This is a genomic window from Polaribacter sp. KT25b (assembly GCF_900105145.1).
Classification (GTDB): Bacteria; Bacteroidota; Bacteroidia; order Flavobacteriales; family Flavobacteriaceae; genus Polaribacter.
In genome coordinates, this window is sequence record NZ_LT629752.1 from 804,572 (window position 1) to 826,087 (window position 21,516).

Here is a 21,516-nt window from a genome sequence, read left to right on the forward strand (position 1 = left end):
AATTATTATTTTATGAAGCCCCCTATTAAGATAAGTGTATTATTTTGCATTTTCCTATTAACTTCTTGCTACGAAAGTTTAGATTTTAATCAATTAGACGATCAAGTTTCTAAACCTGTTTTTACATCAGCAATAACTTATTTTACTTTTGTTCCTGCTCAATTCTTTGATTCAAATGGTAATCAAAAATTATTTATTTCTGATATAACTAATTTTTATGGTTTTCAAAATTCTTACATTAAAGAGAATCTTGTTAAAATAGATTTTAATGCAGAAATTAAAAATGAATTTGATAGAGAAGTAACACTTCAGGTAGAATTTTTAAATAGAAATAATGCTGTTGTTTATAGTTTTACACCAATAATTGTAAAAAAAGAGAATTTAAATTATATTTATTACAAGGAAATTGAAATTGTTTCCAACCCAACAATATTAGAAACAGAAAAAGTAAGAATAACTGCAAGGTTAGAAAACACAGGCTCGTCTTTAAATGCAAATGATACAAGAGAGTTTGAGTTTAAATCGTCAGTAACAATATATATTGAATCAAGTATATAGAATGAAAAAAATCTTATTTTTTATGCTGATGTTATCAGTCGTTAGAATCACTGCGCAAAATAAACAAGTATTGTACGATTTTGCAGAATTACCACAAACATTATTATTAAATCCTGCTGCAGAAACAAATTATAAATTCCACTTTGGAGTGCCTTTGTTGTCTGGTATTTCGTTAGATTATGGATCTTCTGGCGCAGTTTTAACAGATGTTTTTGCCAAAGACAATATAGATGTTAATGATAAAATTTCTACAATGTTAAATAGATTAACAGACAGAGATTTTGTGAAGTTTAATAGTCAAATAGAAGTTTTTAATGGTGGTTTTAGAGTCGATGATAATACCTATATTAGTTTTGGTTTTTATGAAGAAATTGATGCGATTAGTTATGTACCAAAAGATGTTATCACCTTAATTAATGAAGGTAATAGTTCTTATCTAAATAAAAATTTTAGTGCTTCTCAATTACTTTATAAATTAGATGTTTTAGGAGTTATTCATGCAGGAGTTTCCAAAAAAATTAATGAACAATTAACAGTAGGAGGAAGATTTAAAATTTATTCATCGGCTTTAAATATTGAGTCTACCAACAATACAGGAACTTTTACAACCGTTTTAGGAAACAATAATATCTACAAGCAATATTTAAGTAATATAAATATTAATGCTAAAACTTCTGGTTTAGTTGTAGATGATGAATATATAGAAGACCCAAATGCGTACTTAAAAAATACTTTTTTGGGAGGAAATTTAGGAATCGGTTTCGATTTCGGAATTACATATCACATAAATTCACAGTTAGAATTTTCTGCAAGTATTTTAGATTTAGGTTTTGTAAATCATACCAAAAATGTTAAAAATACTACTGCAAAAGGAGATTTTGTTTTTGAAGGAATAGAATTTGAATATGACCCTAATAGTTCTACAAATTATTGGGGACAGCTAGATAAAAATTTTACAGAACAAATACCAACAGATGAAAACGAAGAATCTTATATTTCTTGGAGACCAGCAAAATTTAATGCCGCTTTAAAGTATAGTTTCGGCGAAAGAAGAAGCAAATATTGTTATGATAATACGTATAAAGATTTTTATACTGATGCTTTAGGTGTTCAACTTTACAGTGTTTTTAGACCGTTAAGTCCGCAAGTTGCACTTACAGGTTTTTATCAAAAATCCATAACAAATAAAATTCACACAAAATTCACATATACAATAGACGATTTTTCTTACGCTAATATTGGAGCAGGATTTTCTGCGCAATTTAGTAGGGTAAATTTTTATGGAATGGTAGATAACATTTTAGAATTTGACAATCTTTCTTCTGCAAATAGTTTATCTTTACAGTTAGGAATTAATGTAATATTTAATTAAAATGATAAAAAAAATAACCTTTTTACTAGTTCTTTTTATAACAAGTTCTCTTTTTAGTCAGCAAATAAATTTAGATAAATATCAATATATAATTGTACCAGTGCAGTTTGATTTTGTAAAAAAAACAGATCAATATCAAACAAGTTCATTAACCAAATTTTTATTAAAAAAGAAAGGGTTTAAAGTTTTTTTAAGTAATGAAACACTTCCAAATGAATTAAATAATAATAGATGTTTAGCTTTATTTGCAAGTGTAAAAGATGATTCTAGTATGTTTACTATAAAAAATACTATTGAAATTAAAGATTGTTATGGAATACTTTTATATAGTTCAGAAGTAGGGAAAAGTAAAAATAAAGATTACAAAAAAGGATATCAAGAAGCTATAAGAAAAGCTTATGAAACCATGACTGATTTTGAGTATAGTTATAATCCTGCTTCAAATAATGTTAAAAATGTGGAAAGAAAAGAAGCAGTTATTGTTGATAAAGTTAAAACAATTTCGCCAATAATAGATACTCCTTCTGATGTTAAAATTGAGACTTTAAAAGAAAAAACAACTGTTTCATCTACTACTTTGGATGTTTTATATGCACAAGCTACAAGTAACGGGTTTCAATTGGTAAATACTACACCAAAAGTGGTTTTTGTACTTTTAAAAACAAATGTAAAAGACATTTTTATTATTAATGAAAAAAACGGAATTTTATATAAATTAGGAGATAATTGGGTCGCAGAATTTTATGAAAACAATCAATTAATAACAAAAGAATATCAAATAAAATTCTAATAATCGTATCTATTTTTCCATCTATTTTTTAAAGTTTCTTTAAACTGATTTTCTCTTGCGTTGTTACCTGGTTCATATAATTTTGTGCCAGAAATTTCATCAGGTAAAAACTCTTGTTCTACAAAATTATTAGGATAATCATGAGAGTATTTGTAATTTTTACCATAATCTAAATCTTTCATCAATTTAGTTGGCGCGTTTCTTAAATGTAAAGGAATTGATAAATCTCCTGTTTTTTGCACTAAACCTAAAGCGTTATTTATGGCTAAATATGAAGCATTACTTTTAGGTGAATTTGCTAAATAAACAGCACACTGACTTAATATAATTCTAGATTCAGGATTCCCAATTACAGATACTGCTTGAAAAGTGTTATTCGCTAAAATTAAAGCAGTTGGGTTTGCATTTCCAATATCTTCGGATGCTGAGATTAATAATCTTCTTGCAATAAATTTTACATCTTCTCCACCTTCAATCATCCTTGCCAACCAATAAACAGCTCCATTTGGATCACTCCCTCTTATTGATTTTATAAATGCAGAAATAATATCATAATGTTGCTCGCCAGTTTTGTCATATCTAGCAGCATTCTTTTGAACTTTCTCTAAAACAAGTTTGTTTGTAATTTCAATTTCATCATCCGCAGAAACTAGTAATTCAAAAATATTTAAAAGTTTTCTTGCATCACCACTAGAAACTTGTAATAAAGCATCCGTTTCTTTTAAAGTAATTTTTTTTGTTGATAAAAATGTATCTTTTTCAATTGCTCTATGTAATAAGGCAACCAAATCATCTTTATCAAAAGAATTTAAAATATAAACCTGACAACGAGAGAGTAGGGCAGGTATCACTTCAAAACTTGGGTTTTCTGTTGTTGCACCTATTAAAGTAACCCAACCTTTTTCTACGGCACCTAATAAAGAATCTTGTTGAGATTTGCTAAATCGATGAATTTCATCAATAAATAAAATAGGATTTTTCGTGGTAAATAATCCGCCACTTTTTTTTGCTTTTTCAATAACTTCTCTAACGTCTTTTACTCCAGAACTAATGGCGCTTAACGTATAAAATGGTCTTTTAGATTCAGTAGCAATAATATTTGCAAGAGTTGTTTTTCCAATTCCTGGAGGTCCCCATAATATTAAAGACGGAATGATTCCTTGTTTTATCAATTTTGTTAATACACCATTTTTACCCACTAAATGTTGCTGACTAATATAATCATCAAGTGTTTTAGGTCTAATTCTTTCTGCCAAAGGTTCATTCATTCAGTAAAAATAATAAAGATTTCTGACAGATTTTGTATAAATCGTATTTGGTTAGATTTTTGTTATTTTGTGACAGATGAAAGACGCACAAAAACTAAACTCTTCAAGATTATTTTTAGTAGTTCCAATTGTATATGTGGTTTCAATTTGGGTAATTTATTGGATAGAAATACAATTTAATCTTAATTTTAATAAGTTTGGGGTATATCCCAGAACATTAGAAGGTTTTAGAGGTATTTTCTTAACACATTTTATCCATAGTGATACCGGTCATCTTTTTAATAACTCAATTCCTCTATTCGTCCTTTTATGTAGCCTTTTTTATTTTTATAAAGAAGTTGCTTACAAAGTTTTATTAATTGGAGGTTTTTTAACAGGATTTTTAACTTGGATGATTGCAAGAGATTCTTATCACATAGGCGCAAGTGGAATAGTTTATCTCCTTTTTAGTTTTGTCTTTTTTAGTGGGATAATAAGAAAACACTACAGATTAGTTGCACTTTCATTAATTATTATATTTCTCTACGGAAGTATGATTTGGTATGTTTTACCCATAAAAGATGGTATGTCTTGGGAAGGACATTTATCTGGTTTTTTAATAGGTTTTGTTTTTGCTATTATATATCGAAAAAAAGGAATTGTAAAAGAAGAACATCAATTTATAGAAACTGAATTCGATCTATTATTTGATGAAGATGGTAATTTTTCTCCACCAAATATAGAAGAATTAGAAAAAATTGAAGAGAAAAGAATTGAAATAGCAGAAGAATGATAGGGGAGAAGTACTCAAATATTTAAATCTACTTACAGCTTATTTATTCTTTGTCTTACAGATTCATATAAAAAAGCCCCACAAGCCACGGAAACATTTAAAGAAGCAATTTCACCCAACAAAGGTAATTTAGCTTTATAATTTACCATTTTTAAAACAGAAGGATTTACTCCTTTATCTTCAGAGCCCATAACTATTGCTATTGGTTGGTTAAAGTCGATATCATAAATTAAATCCTCAGTTTTTTCTGTTGCAGCAACAGTTTTAATATCGGATGCTTGTAGTAAGTATAAAGCATCTTTGATGTGATCTACTTTACAAATAGGAACTTTAAATGCAGCTCCAGCTGAGGTTTTAACGGTTTCAGCATTTACAGGTGCACTTCCATTTTTTTGGATTATTATTCCGTTAACTCCAGTACATTCTGCAGTTCTTATAATTGCTCCAAAATTTCGAACATCAGAAAGTTGGTCTAAAACCAAAAATAAAGGAATTTTATCGCTTTCAATTGTATCCTCAATTAATCTTTCTAAGTCATAAAAATCAATTGGTGATATTTGTGCAACTGCTCCTTGATGATTATTGTTTTTAGATAATCTATCTAATTTTTCTACAGGTACTAAACTTGTAGTAATTTTTTTCTCTTTTATGATTTTATCTAATATATAAAATAGATTTCCTCTTAATCCTTTCTGTAGGTATATTTTGTTAATCGTAGCATCACTTTCTATTGCTTCAATGATTGCTCTAATACCAAAAATTGTAGTGTTTTCTTTCATGTGTACTTATAAAAAACCTCTTAGAATAATTATATTCTAAGAGGTTTAATTATTAAATGTAAATTATTTTATATTACTCTTGGTATACTAATGTATTACTTGCATCATATATTGAATACAAACCACCAGATACAACAATTTTACCTACTACATTTTCACCACCAGCACCACCGTTACTGATTGGGCTATCTGTAGTATAAAGACCTTCTAAATCAATTACTGCTAAAAATTTACCTTTTTTACCAACAGATAATTTCATTGGAAAATCAATGCCAGCAGCAACACCATTATCATCCCAGTAATCTACAACTATATTGTGAGTACCATCAGATAAAACTCCGCTAACTAAAGAACTTCCATCAACAAAATGATCAACAAATTCAGGGCAGTTACCGGTAAACATATAAGCTTCAAAGGTATCTAAGTAAGCATCAAAATCAGCATCACATAAATGATCATCTTCCACTCCGTTATCCCACTCTAATTGCATAGTTAATTGATCGTCTGTTGCGTTAGCAACAGTAACAGTAACTTCTTTAGTAGTGCCTACAACACCTATCATAGCAGCCATTGACTCTAATTCAAATGTAGCTGTTTTATTATCAGCTTCAAAATCAGTTAAAGCTATAATTTCTACAGAACCTGTAGATTCGTGAGCAGCTATTACAACTTCACCACCAATAGGTCCATAATCTCCTGCTGAATAAGCAGCAAATTCATAATCAACACCTTCAACAGCATTTCCACCAGTTTGTAACAATTTAAATTGCATAGGTTTAGATGTAGGGGTGCCAGTAGTTATTGTTATAGTAGAAGATTCACCTTCTGTTACTGTTACAGCCGTAGTTGATATATCTACAGTTGATTTATCATTTCTAGGAAGTACAACATCTTCAACTGTTTCACACGATAAAAATAAAGGTGTAAAAAGTAAAAGTGAAATTCCAGTTTTTAATATTTTATTCATCTTATGTTTTTTTAGTTTTTAGTATATACAGCATCATAAATCCCCCAAGTTTCAGCAGGAGATACGCTATAAGTTAAAGTAAAATTACCATTAGAATCTACAGTACCTGCTAAACCATTAGCACCTGCAGCTCCAGTAACTTGATTTGAGTATGTGTCAGCTAAGTCATGAGAAGTTATAAATAAATCACCACATATGTCTGTAAAACGTACTCCTGGACTTAAAGGCCAATGACCTACATAAGGAGATTCAAAATAGTTTACGTCTAAAGCAGTCAAAGTAATACCTGTTCTAGTAGTTACAGAACCAGTGTTTCTTCTAGTAATTGTAACATCATATGTTGATGCATCTAATGTAGATTTACAACCAACAAATGTAATTCTCATTTGTTTTGATGCCTCAGAAACTACAACTCCATTTACAGAAGTACTAACGTTTAATACCAATAATGTAGGTTGCGTTAAGTTAAAACCTCCTGTATTTAAGTCTATAGGTACTCCAGCAAAACTAGATCCAGCAGGTATTGTTACTGTCGTAGAAGGTAAAGAATATTCACCACCTTCAATAGCGGTTGTTTCTGGATCTACAGAAATCGTTAAACTGATATCCGATTGTGTAGGAGAACCGTCTGATGTTCCTAAGACATCGATAGGATAGTTATTGTTTAAAGTCCCTATGTCAGAAAAATAGCTTTCACTTACTGTTGCTTGTGCCCAACCAACAATAGTCGGAGCACTTCCTCCATTGGTCAAGTCAGATCCTGATAAATCATTAGAACCTAATTCAGTACAAGAAGTAAAGAAGAATGAGCTGATGATAGCAGAAAATAATATTAATTTTATTTTTTTCATGATATATTTTGTTATGTTAGTTTATTATTTTTGATAAAAGATAGCAGGTGCAAAGATTGCTGAAGCAGCAACCGCAGGCACATTTGCTGTGTTACCATTTAATTCAGAAGTAGGATACAACAAACGGTAAGGTCTGTGAGCTTGTGTCGCTAATGTAGGTAAAGGTGCATCAGGGAAACCTGTTCTGTTATGTTCTATAAATATCTCAGCACCATCAATTCCATGAAGAGCTGTCCATTTTTGTCTTATAATAGCTTCTAAATTATCAGATGCACTCCAACCAATACCACTAATACCAGATATTCCAGTAAGGTAAGTTGTAGCGTCTAAACCATAGTAAGCAAAAGAACTACTAATTCCGTTTTCAAAAAATGTTTGAGCACTACCAGAAATATTTCCATTTAAGGCTGCTTCAGCTTGTAAAAATAAGCTTTCAGCTGCAGAAAAGTATAATCCATCTTGAGAAGGATCTGCTAATAAACCAGCTCCGATATAAGATAGTCCAATATTTTCATCTACTGGGTCATCCGCACCTTGTATTACACCTTGGTAATCTCCTCCACTACCTGAAGCAGTATTAAAGAATGCTGCTATACGACCATCAAAAGCTCCTACTGGAGAAACAGCACTACTTGCTTTTAAATATTCTATAAAATATTGAGATCCAACAATAAATCTATTAGTGTTAGTTTGGTTTCCATCAGTAGAAAAACCATAAATTTCCCAAAAATAGTTTTGTTGTCCATTACCATTTGTGTATCCAGGATTAGTAGTTATATTTTCACCAACTCCTAAGAAAGGTAAAGATTTAACAGCACCCCAGCTTGATGATACCCAAGATTGAACATCTCCATCAGATGAAGAAGAAGCTCTAACTAATAGTTTTAATCTTAATGTATTTGCGAATTTCTTCCACATATCCATATCTCCACCTAACATAACATCACTTGAACCAGGATTAACAGCTTCTAAACCAGCACCATCAATTAGGGTAATAGCTTCTGTTAATTCTATAAATAAAGATTTATAAATATCTGAAGCTGCATCATAAGCTGGTTGATAATTTTCTCCTCTTTGAAAAGCTTCTGAGTAAGGAGCATCTCCATAAATATCAACAACATATTGCATTGTTTGAGCTTTTAAAACTTTAGCAATTGCAGTAAAATAAACGTTTTCTGGTGAGTCTATATTAATTACAGCTTGTAGTTTATCTGATGCTAAATAAGCATTATTCCATATTCCACCATAAAAAGTAGCGGTTACATTAAATCTGTATTCATCAACATTACCACCAGTAAAGTTAGTAACATCACCAGCCCATTGATTCATTAAAGTTAAACCAAATCTATTTTGAGTACCTGCTTTTGCTGAATATGAACCATTTTGCGCAGCTGGTAGTATTAATTCTGGTCCAACTACATCCGCTGTAGGGTCGTTTGGACTTGTATTAACATCTAAGTAGTCTGAACAAGAAAATATACTTGTAAGAACAAATAGTGTTAAAATATATTTATTAATTAATTTCATGATTATATATATTTTTAAAATGTTAAGTTAAGGTTTAGACCGAATGTTCTAGTATTTGGGTAATTACCAACTGTACTAAGTCCTACACCATTACCACCTTGATTAGACGCTTCTGGATCTGCATAACCTCTATTTTCAGCAGATAAAATTGTAAATGGGTTTCTTGCAACAGCTGTTACAGACAAACCTGATACTCCAGTACCATCTAAATAAGCTTTAGGCATTGTGTAAGAAAGAGAAATTTCTCTTACTTTTAAAGCGGTTGCGTCTAAAACAAAGTTTCTAGCAATATCAGAATATCTACCTGAATAATAGTTTAAGAATGCACTATCGTCTGGTCCTCCAGTAACAACTGAAGTGTTAGTTGTATATACACCTGGAGAAGTTTCAATAACTGAATTAGGGAAAATAAATCCGTTTCTACCATTTTCAGCAGATTCAACTAAGTAACCTGACCATGCTAATTGTGATTTTGTTCCTGAATAGAAAGAATGACCAGTTCTATAATCTGCAGTAACAGATAAAGTAAAGTCTTTATATCTTAAAGATCCATTAAAGTTTAAGATATAATCTGGAGTAGTTTTTCCTAATATTTGAAGTTCTTCAGAAACTAATGGATCACCATTAGTATCTACAACAACGTGTCCTTCAGGGTCATATACATAGTCACTACCTTTTATTATTGGAAATTGCTCTCCTACTTCTGCAAAGATACCAACAGTACCACCAGCTACTTGTACTTCATCACTTTGGTCAGAAACCTTTGTAACTTCCATTCTACTTGCAGCGTATGATGCATTAAGTAATAACGTCCAGTTTTCAGTATCAATAGGTGTTAACCCTAAATCAATTTCAATACCTTTTGTATCTGCCGCTCCAATATTAATTGTATTAGAAGTTAATCCTGATGCATAAGATGTACTAATTTCACTAATTTGATCTGTTGTAGATCCAATATAACCGGATACATCAAATCTAATTTTTCTTTTTAAGAACTCTGCTGTCAATCCAAATTCATGGCTATTAGTAAACTCAGGCTTTAAGTTAGGGTCAGTAATACTTGCAGATGGTAAAAATGCATTTGCAGTTCCAAAAGGATATGTTCCATAAAAAGTACCACTAGCTTGAGAATATAAGTTATTAGTATCATATGCGCTAACAGCATTTGCGTTACCAACCTGTACAAAACTATAAGATAATTTTATTCTATCAATTACGTCATTATCTGTTAAGCTTTCAAATGCTTTTGTAGGTATAAAAGATACACCTGCACTTGGATAAAAGAAGTTTTGACCATTTAAAGTAGATAACCAGTCATTTCTAGCAGTAGCATTTAGGAATAAATAATCCTTATAACCTAAAGTAACATCTGCAAAAATAGCTTGTTGTCTAGATATTGTTTTAGAATCCGTAGCAGGATTTGTATTAATAACATTTTGAATGTTATATAGACCAGGAATTGTTAAATTTGTACCACTTTGACCATTATTGGTAGTTGTAGTTTGGTTTACAGTAGCACCTAAATTTGCATTTAAATTAAAATCTTCAGTTAATTGATAATCGAAATTAGCAATAAGATCTGAGTAAAGTCTAATATAAGAACTAGTATTAGATCCATAAGAAGATGTGATTGTTCTTGTAAATCCACTTAAATCAGAAACAGATGTAGGATCTACATAACCATTATTGTAGTTATATCCACTACCTGTAGAAGAATAAAGACTTGTTGTAGATCTTATATTAATGTTATCATTTACTTTATAACCTAAATTAACACTTGCATTAATTCTGTCACTAAGAGAAAAAGTTCTAATGTTTTTACGATTCCAATAAGGACTATCAAAATAACCATTCCAGTGTGTAGCATTATTCCCATCTGAGAATTGACTTAAGTCAATATTAGTTGCTGTATGTAATAAATCACCATATAAGCTAGTACCAGCATTTTGAGTTCTAAAAGTTACATATTGAATATTTCCTTCTAAACTAAATTTACCTAGTTGCTTACCAGCTCTTAAAGAAATAGTTGTTCTTTTTTGTGTATCATCTTCAATAATAAATTCTCTATTTAAATGGGAAACACTAAAGTTAGCATAACCATCTTCTAAATTACCACCGCTAATCGAAGCAGAGTAATTTTGAGTGTTTCCAGTCTGAAAGAACTCACCAATATTGTCTGATCCTAAAGTTTCATAAGGAGAATAGCGGAATGTACCATCTTCTAAAGGTAAACCAACAGGAATACTTGATCCGTCAAATTCAGGACCCCAAGCTCCATTTTCATATACAAAGTGTTGAAAAAGACCAGCACTAGCCCAACCTTGACCGTATCTAGTTTGTCTCTCTGGTAAATATGCATAACTTTCAAATTCTGAAGAAGTTTTGATATTTATTGTATATCCTTTTTCAGAACCGTTTCCACCTTTTTTTGTGTTAACAATAACCACACCATTTGATCCTCTTGGACCATATAATGCAGCTCCATTTGCACCTTTTAAAACGTTAACATTTTCAATGATGTCTGGATCTAAAGCGAAAAATAAAGCAGCTGTAGATGGTACACCATCAATTACAACAAGAGCTTCGTTATTTGCAGAAAAAGACCTCATACCTCTTAAAGTAATAGTAAAGTCTTGGTTTACACCACTACTTACTTGTCTTACGTCTAAACCAGATACTTTACCTGTTAATGCAGCTGCTAAATTTTGTGCACCAGCTTTGGTAAGCTCTTCTGCTTTTACCACTTGGTTAGAAGTTGTTAACTCATCTGGTTTTCTTTTAATACCAAATGCTGTAACAACAATTTCATCTAATACACTAGAATCTTCTTCCATAGCAACATTAATGCTATTCGAGCTACCAACAGTTTTTTGAACCATTTTGTAACCAAGATATCTAAAAACCAAAACATCTCCTGCTTTAGCTTTTATAGAGTATTTTCCGTCAAAATCACTTTCAGTACCTACGTTGGTACCTTTAACTAAAATACTTACCCCTGGTAAAGATCCTGATTTGTCAGATACTGTTCCAGAAATAGTTTTCTGCTGTGCAAAGGATATTTGCACTACAAACGCCAGTAATAGCGTTAAAATTCCATTAAACTTTGTCTTCATTTTATAATTATTTGAATTAATTAACCCCAAAAGTCTTAAATTAATCTTAAAAAAACAATTTTTTAACACAAAAATGAATCAGATAAGTGAAAATATATAATTTTTTTAAATATAATATATTGTAAACAATTGCAAAAGAGATATTTAGTTGTTTGCTGTGAATTTGGTCTTTTTATGGAATTAATAAGGTATTTGGCTTTTTGTTGTTTTTTTAGAACTGAAATAGCTATTTTGTTAAAAATAAATTGACCAGTCAATAATAATTTTAGTGTTTTTAAGTAGAATTTGATCGGTTTGATCTTTACTAATTGCTGCTCCAATGTTAAAAAAAGAGCTATTATTAATGAATTTGTAGCCCAACCCAAAACTTAACAATTTATTGTTGTTTTCTTTTATTTTTCCAATATCAGTTATAGAATATAGATAAGATTTTTCAGTTGTTAAAAATCGATATTCAAGATTAAAAAATGTATAACTTTTTGTAAAAATACTTTGTTCATTATATCCTCTAATTGAATTTGCTCCTCCAATCCTAAAAAGTTCATTATTTAAGTAAGTATCAGAATTTAATAAACCTGTATCATTTTTAATGTAAATACTATTTCTGTAATTGATGTCAAATATATAAGATGTAGTAGCTCTTAATTTATATTGATTAGATGTATTGTTCTTAGATTTTCTTTTTCCTATTGATGGATTTATTTCTAGAGAAAATTTGTTGTTATAAAACAAGTCGAATTTTGGTTTTGTATAAGATAATTGAAAGCCAATAAAATTATTAGTAAAATTATTGATGTTATTAATATAATTTGGTTGTTCTAATTCTGATGAAGTTTCTGTGTTGTAACTCAAACCAATTTTTAATTTTCTTGTGATTGAATATTTAATTTTCGAATTAAAATTGGTGTTTAAAAAAGTTGAATCTTGTTTGTAGATGGAAAATGAAATTTCTGGAGTAATTGTAGAGTTAAAAATATAAGGAATTTCAGTTAAGATTTTAAATTCTTGCCGTTCACCTCCGATGCTATTCCAGAATAATTCAAATTTTTCTCCAGTATTTAATATATTATGTAGTTTTAAATTTATGTTTCCATTAAAAACTACTTTTCCGTTTTCTTTGGATGTGAAACTTATGATGCCATCAAAACTATTATTTTGAATTTTTTTTAAATATAAATATAATATGGTTGAATCTTTAGTAAATAATATTTCTGGAGGTTTAATTTCTTTTATAAACTGTATACTTTTTGTTGAGTTAGAAATGTCTTTTATTTTTTTTTGATTAAAAACTGAATTTAATTTTAGATTGAAATGGTTTTTTAGATATGAATTGGGGAATTCTTTATATCCTTTTACTATTAATTTATTGATATTTCTTTTTTCTGATGATAAAATCTCTGTTTCTCCAAATAAAATTTTGTCTTTTATATATATGTTCTTTAATTGCACTTTAGAAAATGATCTTCCTTGTTTCTCTAGGGAGTTTGATATTTCTAATAGTAGAGCTTTAATTTTTTTTATCGGAATAGAAATTATTTTATTCTCAATTTTATATTTAGTTTGTAATAGATTTATGTTATTGTTAATTCGTATTCGGGCGTTTTTTGTCTTCTCGTTTAAAGAAAAATAAGCAATTTGTTTATTTTTTATTGTTATAATACTATCAATCGTGTTTGTAAAATATCCTATATTTTTTAAATAGTTAGATACTTTATTAACTTCTGAATTGATGGAGGTCGTGTTGTTATGGGTTTTTTTAAAATCAACTTCTTCTAAAATCAAATTATCAATATTGCTTTTAGAAGTGATTTTTAAATTAATTTTTTGAGCAATAAAATCACTTGAAAAAAAAATAAAAAATAATACGTATATATAATGAGTAATTTTTTTATTCAAAATTGTTAAGATATTGAGCTCAAATGTAAATTAAAATCATAATAATTAGCCAAAATAAAATCAAATTAAAAAAATAACTTGTTGATACTTGAATAATTAGAATTTAATTGTACATTTGCGCACTCTTAAAAAAGAGATAATGTTTAATTATAAACGAAAAACAGTAATAATTTAGTATGCCAACTATTCAACAATTAGTTCGTAAAGGAAGAACCAAAATAACTAAGAAGAGTAAATCGGCTGCTTTGTCGTCTTGTCCTCAAAGACGTGGAGTGTGTACTCGTGTTTATACTACAACACCAAAGAAACCTAATTCAGCAATGCGTAAAGTTGCCAGAGTTAGATTAACAAATGGTAATGAGATAAATGCATACATCCCAGGTGAAGGACATAATTTGCAAGAGCACTCGATAGTATTAGTTAGAGGTGGAAGGGTAAAAGATTTACCAGGTGTTAAATATCACGTGGTACGTGGAGCATTAGATACAGCAGGTGTTGAGGGAAGAACTCAGCGTAGGTCTAAGTATGGTGCGAAACGCCCAAAAAAGTAATTTAGTAACTTTTTTAATGTAAAGACATGAGAAAAAGAGCAGCAAAAAAAAGAGTCTTATTACCAGATCCAAAGTTTAACGATCAGCTAGTAACGCGTTTTGTTAATAACTTAATGTGGAGTGGTAAGAAGTCAGTAGCATTTAAAGTATTTTATGATGCATTAGACATTGTAGAAGAAAGAAAAGGAGAAGGCGAAGAAAAATCGGCTTTAGAAATTTGGAAAGATGGTTTGTCAAATGTAATGCCACATGTCGAGGTGAGATCTCGTAGAGTTGGTGGAGCAACATTTCAGATTCCAATGCAAATTAGACCAGACCGTAAAGTGTCTATGGCTATTAAATGGATGATTTTGTATACTCGTAAGAGAAACGAAAAAACTATGGCACAGCGTTTAGCAGCAGAAATTTTAGCAGCAGCTAAAGAAGAGGGTGCGGCGGTTAAAAAACGTACAGATACACATAAAATGGCGGAAGCAAATAAAGCTTTCTCTCACTTTAGATTTTAATAGAAATGGCTAGAGATTTAAAATTTACAAGAAATATTGGTATTGCAGCACATATTGATGCTGGTAAAACTACAACAACAGAACGTGTATTGTATTATACAGGTGTTTCTCATAAAATTGGAGAAGTACATGATGGTGCTGCTACAATGGATTGGATGGAGCAAGAGCAGGAAAGAGGTATTACAATTACTTCGGCTGCAACTACATGTGAGTGGCAGTTTCCGTTAGAAAATGCAAAACCAACTCCAGAAACTAAAGGATATCACTTTAATATTATTGATACTCCAGGACACGTTGATTTTACTGTAGAAGTAAATAGATCATTACGTGTATTAGATGGTTTAGTGTTTTTATTTAGTGCAGTTGATGGTGTAGAACCACAATCTGAAACTAACTGGAGATTAGCAGATAACTATAAAGTGCCTAGAATTGGTTTCGTTAATAAAATGGACCGTCAAGGATCTGATTTTTTAAATGTTTGTCAGCAGGTAAAAGATATGTTAAAATCTAATGCGGTGCCAATCGTTTTAAATATTGGTGACGAAGATGATTTTAGAGGTATTATAGATTTAGTAAAGAATCGTGCTATTGTATGGCATGATGAAACTCAAGGAGCAACTTTTGATGTTATCGAAATCCCTGAGGATATGAAAGCAGAAGCTCGTAAGTATCGTGCACTTTTAATTGAAGAAGTAGCAAGTTACGATGAGAACCTTTTAGAGAAGTTCATGGAAGATGAAGACTCTATTACTGAAGAGGAGGTGCATAAAGCATTAAGAGCTGCTGTAATGGATATGGCTATCATTCCTATGATTTGTGGTTCTGCCTTTAAAAATAAAGGTGTTCAGTTTCTTTTAGATGCTGTATGTCGTTACTTACCTTCTCCTATGGATAAGGAAGGTATTGTAGGTGTAAATCCAGATACTGAAGAAAAAGAATTGCGTAAGCCTAGTGTAGATGAACCGTTTGCTGCTTTAGCATTTAAAATTGCTACAGACCCTTTTGTTGGTCGTTTGGCGTTTTTTAGAGCGTATTCTGGTCGCTTAGATGCAGGTTCTTATGTTTTAAATAACCGTTCAGGTAAAAAAGAAAGAATTTCTCGTATTTATCAAATGCATGCTAATAAACAGAATGCAATTGATTATATTGAGGCTGGAGATATTGGTGCTGCTGTTGGATTTAAGTCTATTAAAACAGGAGACACTTTATCAGCAGAAAAATTTCCTATTGTTTTAGAATCTATGGATTTTCCAGATCCAGTAATCGGTATAGCTGTAGAGCCTAAAACAAAAGCGGATGTAGATAAATTAGGTATTGGATTAAGTAAATTAGCAGAAGAAGATCCTACTTTTACAGTTCGTTCAGATGAAGCTTCTGGTCAAACTATTATTTCTGGAATGGGTGAGTTACACTTAGATGTAATTGTAGACCGTTTAAGACGTGAGTTTAAAGTAGAAGTAAATCAAGGGCAACCTCAAGTTGAATATAAAGAAGCTATTACTGCAAGTGCTGATCATAGAGAAGTTTATAAAAAGCAATCTGGTGGTCGTGGTAAGTTTGCAGATATTGTATTTACTTTAGAACCTGCGGATGAAGGTGTTCAAGGTTTAGTTTTCGAATCTGTAATTAAAGGTGGTAATGTTCCTAAAGAATTTGTGCCTTCTATCGAAAAAGGATTTAAAGAAGCTATGAAGAATGGTCCTTTAGCAGGTTATGAAATGGATTCTATGAAAGTAACTTTAAAGGATGGGTCTTTCCACGCAGTGGATTCTGATCAACTATCTTTTGAATTAGCTGCAAAATTAGGTTTTAAAGCTGCTGCTAAAGCTGCTAAGGCTAAAATTATGGAGCCTTTAATGAAGTTAGAAGTTTTAACTCCTGAGGAGAACATGGGGGATATTGTTGGAGATTTAAATAGAAGAAGAGGTCAGGTTAATGATATGAGTGATCGTAACGGAGCTAAAGTTGTAAAAGCTTTAGTGCCATTATCTGAAATGTTTGGATATGTTACAGCTTTAAGAACTATGTCTTCTGGTAGAGCAACTTCTACTATGGAATTTTCACATTATGCTGAAACTCCTTCTAATGTTTCTGAAGAGGTAATAGCTAAATCTAAAGGTTAATTTACTAAATAAAATTAAGATGAGTCAAAAAATTAGAATAAAATTAAAGTCTTACGATTACAATTTAGTAGATAAATCTGCTGAAAAAATTGTAAAGACGGTAAAAAGTACTGGAGCTGTAGTAAATGGTCCAATACCATTACCAACACATAAAAAGATTTTTACTGTATTGCGTTCTCCACACGTAAATAAAAAATCTAGAGAACAATTTCAATTAGCTTCTTATAAAAGGTTATTAGATATTTATAGTTCTTCATCGAAAACTATTGATGCACTAATGAAACTTGAGTTACCAAGTGGTGTTGAAGTTGAAATCAAAGTGTAATTTAAAAGTTGAAAATTAACTTTCGGTTTAATTTTGTTAGATCGAAAGTTTTTTATACTTTTGCAACCCGAAATAGAGTAGGGGAAGCTATTTTTTGAATTATTATTCAATAATAGTGACATGTCCAGAGCGTTTCGCGAAGGAAAAACGGAAAAAACAAAATCAGCGTTGAATTTGTTTTGCGCTGTTTTTTTTTATCGAAATTTAATGGCAGAGCGAAACAATTGTTTCAAAAAATAATTATTAATAATAGACGCGCTGGATAAATATCTATCGTCTAAAATTTTAACTAAATGTCTGGGTTAATAGGAAGAAAAATTGGAATGACCAGTTTATTTGATGAAAACGGCAAGAATATTCCTTGTACGGTAATCGAAGCGGGTCCTTGCGTTGTCACTCAGGTCAGAACCGAAGAGGTTGACGGCTATAGTGCGTTGCAGCTTGGTTTCGATGACAAAAAATCAAAGAGTTCTAACAAAGCGTTAGATGGTCACTTTAAAAAAGCGGGTACCACAGCTAAAAAGAAAGTTGTTGAATTTCAAGGGTTTGAAGGTGAATTTAAGTTAGGGGATTCTGTTACAGTAGAACATTTTACTGAAGGAGAATTTGTTGATGTATCTGGTGTTTCAAAAGGAAAAGGTTTTCAAGGTGTTGTTAAACGTCACGGTTTTGGTGGTGTTGGTCAAGCAACTCATGGTCAACATAATCGTTTAAGAGCTCCAGGTTCTATTGGTGCTGCGTCATATCCTGCAAGAGTGTTTAAAGGGATGCGTATGGCCGGAAGAATGGGTGGAGATAAAGTGAAAGTACAAAACTTAAGAGTATTAAAAGTGGTTGCTGAAAAGAACTTACTTGTTGTTAAAGGAGCTGTTCCTGGACACAAAAATGCTTTTGTAACTATTCAGAGATAATGGAAGTAGCAGTTTTAGATATTACAGGAAAAGATACAGGTAGGAAAGTTGAACTTTCTAGCGATGTATTTGGTATAGCACCTAATGATCATGCAATTTATTTAGATGTAAAACAGTATTTGGCTAATCAACGTCAAGGTACTCATAAATCTAAAGAAAGAGCAGAAATTACAGGTTCTACAAGAAAGATAAAAAAACAAAAAGGAACTGGTACTGCAAGAGCAGGTTCAATCAAGTCTGGAGTTTTTAGAGGTGGTGGTCGTATGTTTGGGCCAAGACCAAGAAGTTATTCTTTTAAATTGAATAAAAACTTAAAGCGTTTAGCGCGTAAGTCTGCTTTAAGTATTCAAACAAATGATAATAATTTAATGATTATAGAAGACTTTAATTTTGAAGACCCAAAGACTAAAAACTTTGTGAGTGTTTTAAAATCATTAGAGTTAGATACTAAAAAATCATTATTTGTGTTAGGTAATGAAAATACAAATGTTTATTTATCATCACGTAACATTAAGAATTCTAAAGTAATCAACGTTTCGGAAATAAATACTTATGGTGTTTTAAATGCTAATAAAGTTGTTATTACTGAAGGTTCTTTAGAAGAAATTAATACTAATTTAAGTAAATAGGGATTCAAAATGAGTATTTTAATAAAACCTATTATCACGGAAAAAGCAACAAATGATAGCGAACTATTTAATCGTTATAGTTTTGTTGTTGATAAAAAAGCTAATAAATTAGAAATTAAAAATGCTGTTGAATCAGCTTATGGAGTTTCTATATCGAGTGTAAAGACTTTAAATTATCCAATTCAAAGAAATACTAAGTTTACTAAAAAAGGTTTAGTTACTGGTATCAAGAGTGGGTATAAAAAAGCTATCGTTCAATTAGCAGAAGGAGAAAGCATTGATTTTTATAACAATCTTTAAGAACAAAGACACAAAATGTCAGTTAGAAAATTAAAACCAATAACACCAGGTCAGCGTTTTAGAGTTGTAAATGGGTTCGACACCATAACAACTGATAAGCCGGAGAAAAGTTTACTTGCTCCGAAAAAAAGATCTGGAGGTCGAAACAGTCAAGGTAGAATGACAACTCGTAACATAGGAGGTGGTCATAAACAAAGATATCGTATTATCGATTTTAAAAGAGATAAAAGCGGTGTTCCTGCTACAGTTAAAACAATAGAATACGATCCAAATCGTACTGCATTTATTGCTCTATTAAATTATGCTGATGGTGAAAAGCGTTATGTAATTGCACAAAACGGTTTAAATGTAGGTCAAGAAATTATTTCAGGATCAGGAGTTTCTCCAGAGATTGGTAATTCAATGCCTTTAAGTGAAATTCCTTTAGGAACTACAATTTCTTGTATAGAATTACATCCAGGTAAAGGAGCTGTAATGGCTCGTTCTGCTGGTTCTTTTGCTCAGTTAATGGCAAGAGATGGTAAATATGCAACTGTAAAATTACCTTCTGGTGAAACAAGATTAATCTTGTTAACATGTACAGCTGTAATTGGTGTTGTTTCTAATTCTGATCATCAATTATTGGTATCTGGTAAAGCAGGTAGAAGAAGATGGTTAGGTAGAAGACCAAGAGTAAATGCAGTAAGAATGAATCCTGTAGATCATCCAATGGGTGGTGGTGAAGGTCGTGCTTCTGGAGGTCATCCAAGATCTAGAAATGGTATTCCTGCTAAAGGATTTAAAACTAGATCTAAGACTAAGGCTAGTAATAAGTACATTATAGAACGTAGAAAGAAATAATAAGTTATGGCAAGATCATTAAAAAAAGGACCTTACGTTCACTATAAATTAGAGAAAAAAGTGTTAGCTAATGTAGAGGCTGGTAACAAAACTGTAATCAAAACTTGGTCTAGAGCAAGTATGATTACTCCAGATTTTGTAGGACAAACAATTGCTGTTCATAATGGACGTCAGTTTGTACCAGTATATGTTACAGAAAACATGGTAGGGCATAAATTAGGCGAATTTTCACCAACTCGTTCTTTTAGAGGACATGCTGGTGCAAAAAATAAAGGTAAAAAATAGCAGGAAATGGGAGTTCGTAAAAAAAATATGGCAGATCAGTTAAAAGCAGATAGAAAGCAACGTGCTTTCGCAAAGCTTACTAACTGTCCTACGTCACCAAGAAAAATGCGTTTAGTTGCAGATCAAGTAAGAGGTGTTGAAGTTGAAAAAGCTTTACAAATCTTAAAATTTAGCCCTAAAGAAGCATCAATAAATTTAGAGAAATTGTTATTGTCTGCAATTGCAAACTGGCAAGCTAAAAATGAAGATGAGTCTATCGAGGACGCTAAGTTATTTGTAAAATCTATTTATGTAGATAGCGCAGGAATGTTAAAAAGATTAAGACCAGCTCCTCAAGGGCGTGCACATAGAATTCGTAAGCGTTCTAATCATGTTACTTTAGAGTTAGGTAGTAAAAATTTAAGTAATTAATCAAAGTAGAAATGGGACAAAAAACTAATCCAATAGGAAATCGTTTAGGAATCATCAGAGGTTGGGAATCTAACTGGTATGGTGGTAATGACTACGGAGATAAAATTGCTGAAGATTATAAGATAAGAGAGTATGTAAATGCTAGATTATCTAAAGCAAGTGTTTCTAGAGTAATTATAGAGCGTACACTTAAACTTGTAACCGTTACTATCACTACTGCTAGACCTGGTATTATTATCGGTAAAGGTGGTCAAGAGGTAGACAAGTTAAAAGAAGAGCTTAAAAAAATTACAGGCAAAGAGGTTCAAATTAATATTTTTGAGATTAAACGTCCAGAATTAGATGCAAAATTAGTTGCAGTTAGTGTTGCTCGTCAAATTGAAAATAGAATTTCTTATAAGAGAGCTACTAAAATGGCAATTCAAGCTACAATGCGTATGAACGCAGAAGGGATTAAGATTCAGATATCTGGTCGTTTAAATGGAGCTGAAATGGCGCGTTCTGAACATTATAAAGAAGGTAGAATTCCTCTTTCTACTTTTAGAGCTGATATCGATTATGCACTTGTAGAAGCTCATACTCAATACGGAAGACTTGGAGTTAAAGTATGGATTATGAAGGGTGAGGTATATGGCAAAAGAGAATTATCTCCACTAGTTGGTTTGTCTAAGAAACAAAGCAGTGGTAAAGGAGGCGATAGATCTAAGCGCCAACAACCTCGAAGAAGAAAATAATTTTTAAA

The 21,516-nt window shown here is 31.1% G+C and carries 22 protein-coding genes; 15 read left to right on the forward strand and 7 right to left on the reverse strand.

The annotated features are described in order from the left end of the window. Nucleotides 1-12 precede the first annotated feature (12 nt). The 3 genes from BLT70_RS03195 to BLT70_RS03205 are packed head-to-tail and all read left to right on the forward strand — an operon-like array spanning nt 13 to nt 2,720. Nucleotides 13-558 (forward strand): hypothetical protein, encoded by a 546-nt coding sequence (locus BLT70_RS03195; protein WP_091891469.1) that lies wholly within the window; start codon nt 13-15, stop codon nt 556-558. Between the two features lies 1 nt (nt 559). Beyond that, entirely contained in the window at nt 560-1,930 is a 1,371-nt protein-coding gene (locus tag BLT70_RS03200; protein WP_091897362.1) for a DUF5723 family protein, read from the forward strand. 1 nt (nt 1,931) lies between these two features. Next, entirely contained in the window at nt 1,932-2,720 is a 789-nt protein-coding gene (locus BLT70_RS03205) for a hypothetical protein (protein WP_091891472.1), read from the forward strand. Here BLT70_RS03205 and BLT70_RS03210 read toward each other — a convergent pair. Next, a complete protein-coding gene (locus tag BLT70_RS03210; RefSeq protein ID WP_091891474.1) occupies nt 2,717-3,988 on the reverse strand; it encodes a replication-associated recombination protein A in 1,272 nt (423 codons plus the stop codon). The genes BLT70_RS03205 and BLT70_RS03210 overlap by 4 nt on opposite strands. 76 nt (nt 3,989-4,064) lie before the next feature. On the opposite strand from BLT70_RS03210, the gene BLT70_RS03215 reads away from it, so the two are divergent. Beyond that, entirely contained in the window at nt 4,065-4,760 is a 696-nt protein-coding gene (locus tag BLT70_RS03215; protein ID WP_091891476.1) for a rhomboid family intramembrane serine protease, read from the forward strand. A gap of 32 nt (nt 4,761-4,792) precedes the next feature. Here the strand turns inward: BLT70_RS03215 and rlmB are convergent, their stop codons facing one another. From rlmB to BLT70_RS03245, 6 genes are all read right to left on the reverse strand, one after another. Beyond that, the gene (gene rlmB, locus BLT70_RS03220) at nt 4,793-5,539 is read right to left on the reverse strand and encodes a 23S rRNA (guanosine(2251)-2'-O)-methyltransferase RlmB (RefSeq protein WP_091891479.1); all 747 of its coding nucleotides are present in this window, start codon (nt 5,537-5,539) and stop codon (nt 4,793-4,795) included. A 73-nt stretch (nt 5,540-5,612) separates the two neighbouring features. Next, entirely contained in the window at nt 5,613-6,506 is an 894-nt protein-coding gene (locus BLT70_RS03225; RefSeq protein ID WP_091891482.1) for a hypothetical protein, read from the reverse strand. Nucleotides 6,507-6,517: 11 nt separating this feature from the next. Continuing rightward, nucleotides 6,518-7,357 carry a hypothetical protein gene (locus BLT70_RS03230; RefSeq protein ID WP_091891485.1) on the reverse strand — a complete coding sequence of 280 codons (840 nt, stop codon included), beginning with the start codon at nt 7,355-7,357 and terminating at the stop codon, nt 6,518-6,520. Between the two features lie 24 nt (nt 7,358-7,381). Further along, nucleotides 7,382-8,884, reverse strand: a complete 1,503-nt coding sequence (locus BLT70_RS03235; RefSeq protein WP_091891488.1) for a SusD/RagB family nutrient-binding outer membrane lipoprotein — start codon at nt 8,882-8,884, stop codon at nt 7,382-7,384. A gap of 14 nt (nt 8,885-8,898) precedes the next feature. Beyond that, entirely contained in the window at nt 8,899-11,997 is a 3,099-nt protein-coding gene (locus BLT70_RS03240) for a SusC/RagA family TonB-linked outer membrane protein (RefSeq protein ID WP_091891491.1), read from the reverse strand. Between the two features lie 234 nt (nt 11,998-12,231). Next, the gene (locus tag BLT70_RS03245; protein ID WP_157691832.1) at nt 12,232-13,779 is read right to left on the reverse strand and encodes a hypothetical protein; all 1,548 of its coding nucleotides are present in this window, start codon (nt 13,777-13,779) and stop codon (nt 12,232-12,234) included. Between the two features lie 290 nt (nt 13,780-14,069). Between BLT70_RS03245 and rpsL the strand changes: the two genes are divergently transcribed. The 11 genes from rpsL (at nt 14,070) to rpsC (ending at nt 21,508) form a co-directional block, all read left to right on the forward strand. Beyond that, entirely contained in the window at nt 14,070-14,444 is a 375-nt protein-coding gene (rpsL, locus tag BLT70_RS03250; protein WP_018943587.1) for a 30S ribosomal protein S12, read from the forward strand. Between the two features lie 26 nt (nt 14,445-14,470). After that, the gene (rpsG, locus tag BLT70_RS03255) at nt 14,471-14,950 is read left to right on the forward strand and encodes a 30S ribosomal protein S7 (RefSeq protein ID WP_091891496.1); all 480 of its coding nucleotides are present in this window, start codon (nt 14,471-14,473) and stop codon (nt 14,948-14,950) included. Nucleotides 14,951-14,955: 5 nt separating this feature from the next. Next, on the forward strand, nt 14,956-17,073 hold the full coding sequence (gene fusA / locus BLT70_RS03260; RefSeq protein ID WP_091891499.1) for an elongation factor G: 2,118 nt from the start codon (nt 14,956-14,958) through the stop codon (nt 17,071-17,073). 19 nt (nt 17,074-17,092) lie between these two features. Further along, a complete protein-coding gene (gene rpsJ / locus BLT70_RS03265) occupies nt 17,093-17,398 on the forward strand; it encodes a 30S ribosomal protein S10 (protein ID WP_004568745.1) in 306 nt (101 codons plus the stop codon). Between the two features lie 293 nt (nt 17,399-17,691). Continuing rightward, nucleotides 17,692-18,309 carry a 50S ribosomal protein L3 gene (gene rplC / locus BLT70_RS03270; RefSeq protein WP_091891502.1) on the forward strand — a complete coding sequence of 206 codons (618 nt, stop codon included), beginning with the start codon at nt 17,692-17,694 and terminating at the stop codon, nt 18,307-18,309. Next, nucleotides 18,309-18,938, forward strand: a complete 630-nt coding sequence (rplD, locus tag BLT70_RS03275) for a 50S ribosomal protein L4 (protein WP_091891505.1) — start codon at nt 18,309-18,311, stop codon at nt 18,936-18,938. The genes rplC and rplD overlap by 1 nt, the downstream gene beginning before the upstream one ends. Nucleotides 18,939-18,947: 9 nt before the next feature. After that, nucleotides 18,948-19,238, forward strand: coding sequence for a 50S ribosomal protein L23 (rplW, locus tag BLT70_RS03280; protein WP_091891508.1), 291 nt, complete (start codon nt 18,948-18,950; stop codon nt 19,236-19,238). Between the two features lie 15 nt (nt 19,239-19,253). Further along, on the forward strand, nt 19,254-20,078 hold the full coding sequence (rplB, locus tag BLT70_RS03285; protein WP_091891511.1) for a 50S ribosomal protein L2: 825 nt from the start codon (nt 19,254-19,256) through the stop codon (nt 20,076-20,078). A 6-nt stretch (nt 20,079-20,084) separates the two neighbouring features. Next, on the forward strand, nt 20,085-20,363 hold the full coding sequence (gene rpsS / locus BLT70_RS03290; RefSeq protein WP_015482224.1) for a 30S ribosomal protein S19: 279 nt from the start codon (nt 20,085-20,087) through the stop codon (nt 20,361-20,363). Nucleotides 20,364-20,369: 6 nt separating this feature from the next. Next, nucleotides 20,370-20,774, forward strand: a complete 405-nt coding sequence (gene rplV, locus BLT70_RS03295; RefSeq protein WP_091891514.1) for a 50S ribosomal protein L22 — start codon at nt 20,370-20,372, stop codon at nt 20,772-20,774. An 11-nt stretch (nt 20,775-20,785) separates the two neighbouring features. Then, nucleotides 20,786-21,508, forward strand: a complete 723-nt coding sequence (gene rpsC / locus BLT70_RS03300; RefSeq protein ID WP_091891517.1) for a 30S ribosomal protein S3 — start codon at nt 20,786-20,788, stop codon at nt 21,506-21,508. Nucleotides 21,509-21,516 lie beyond the last annotated feature (8 nt).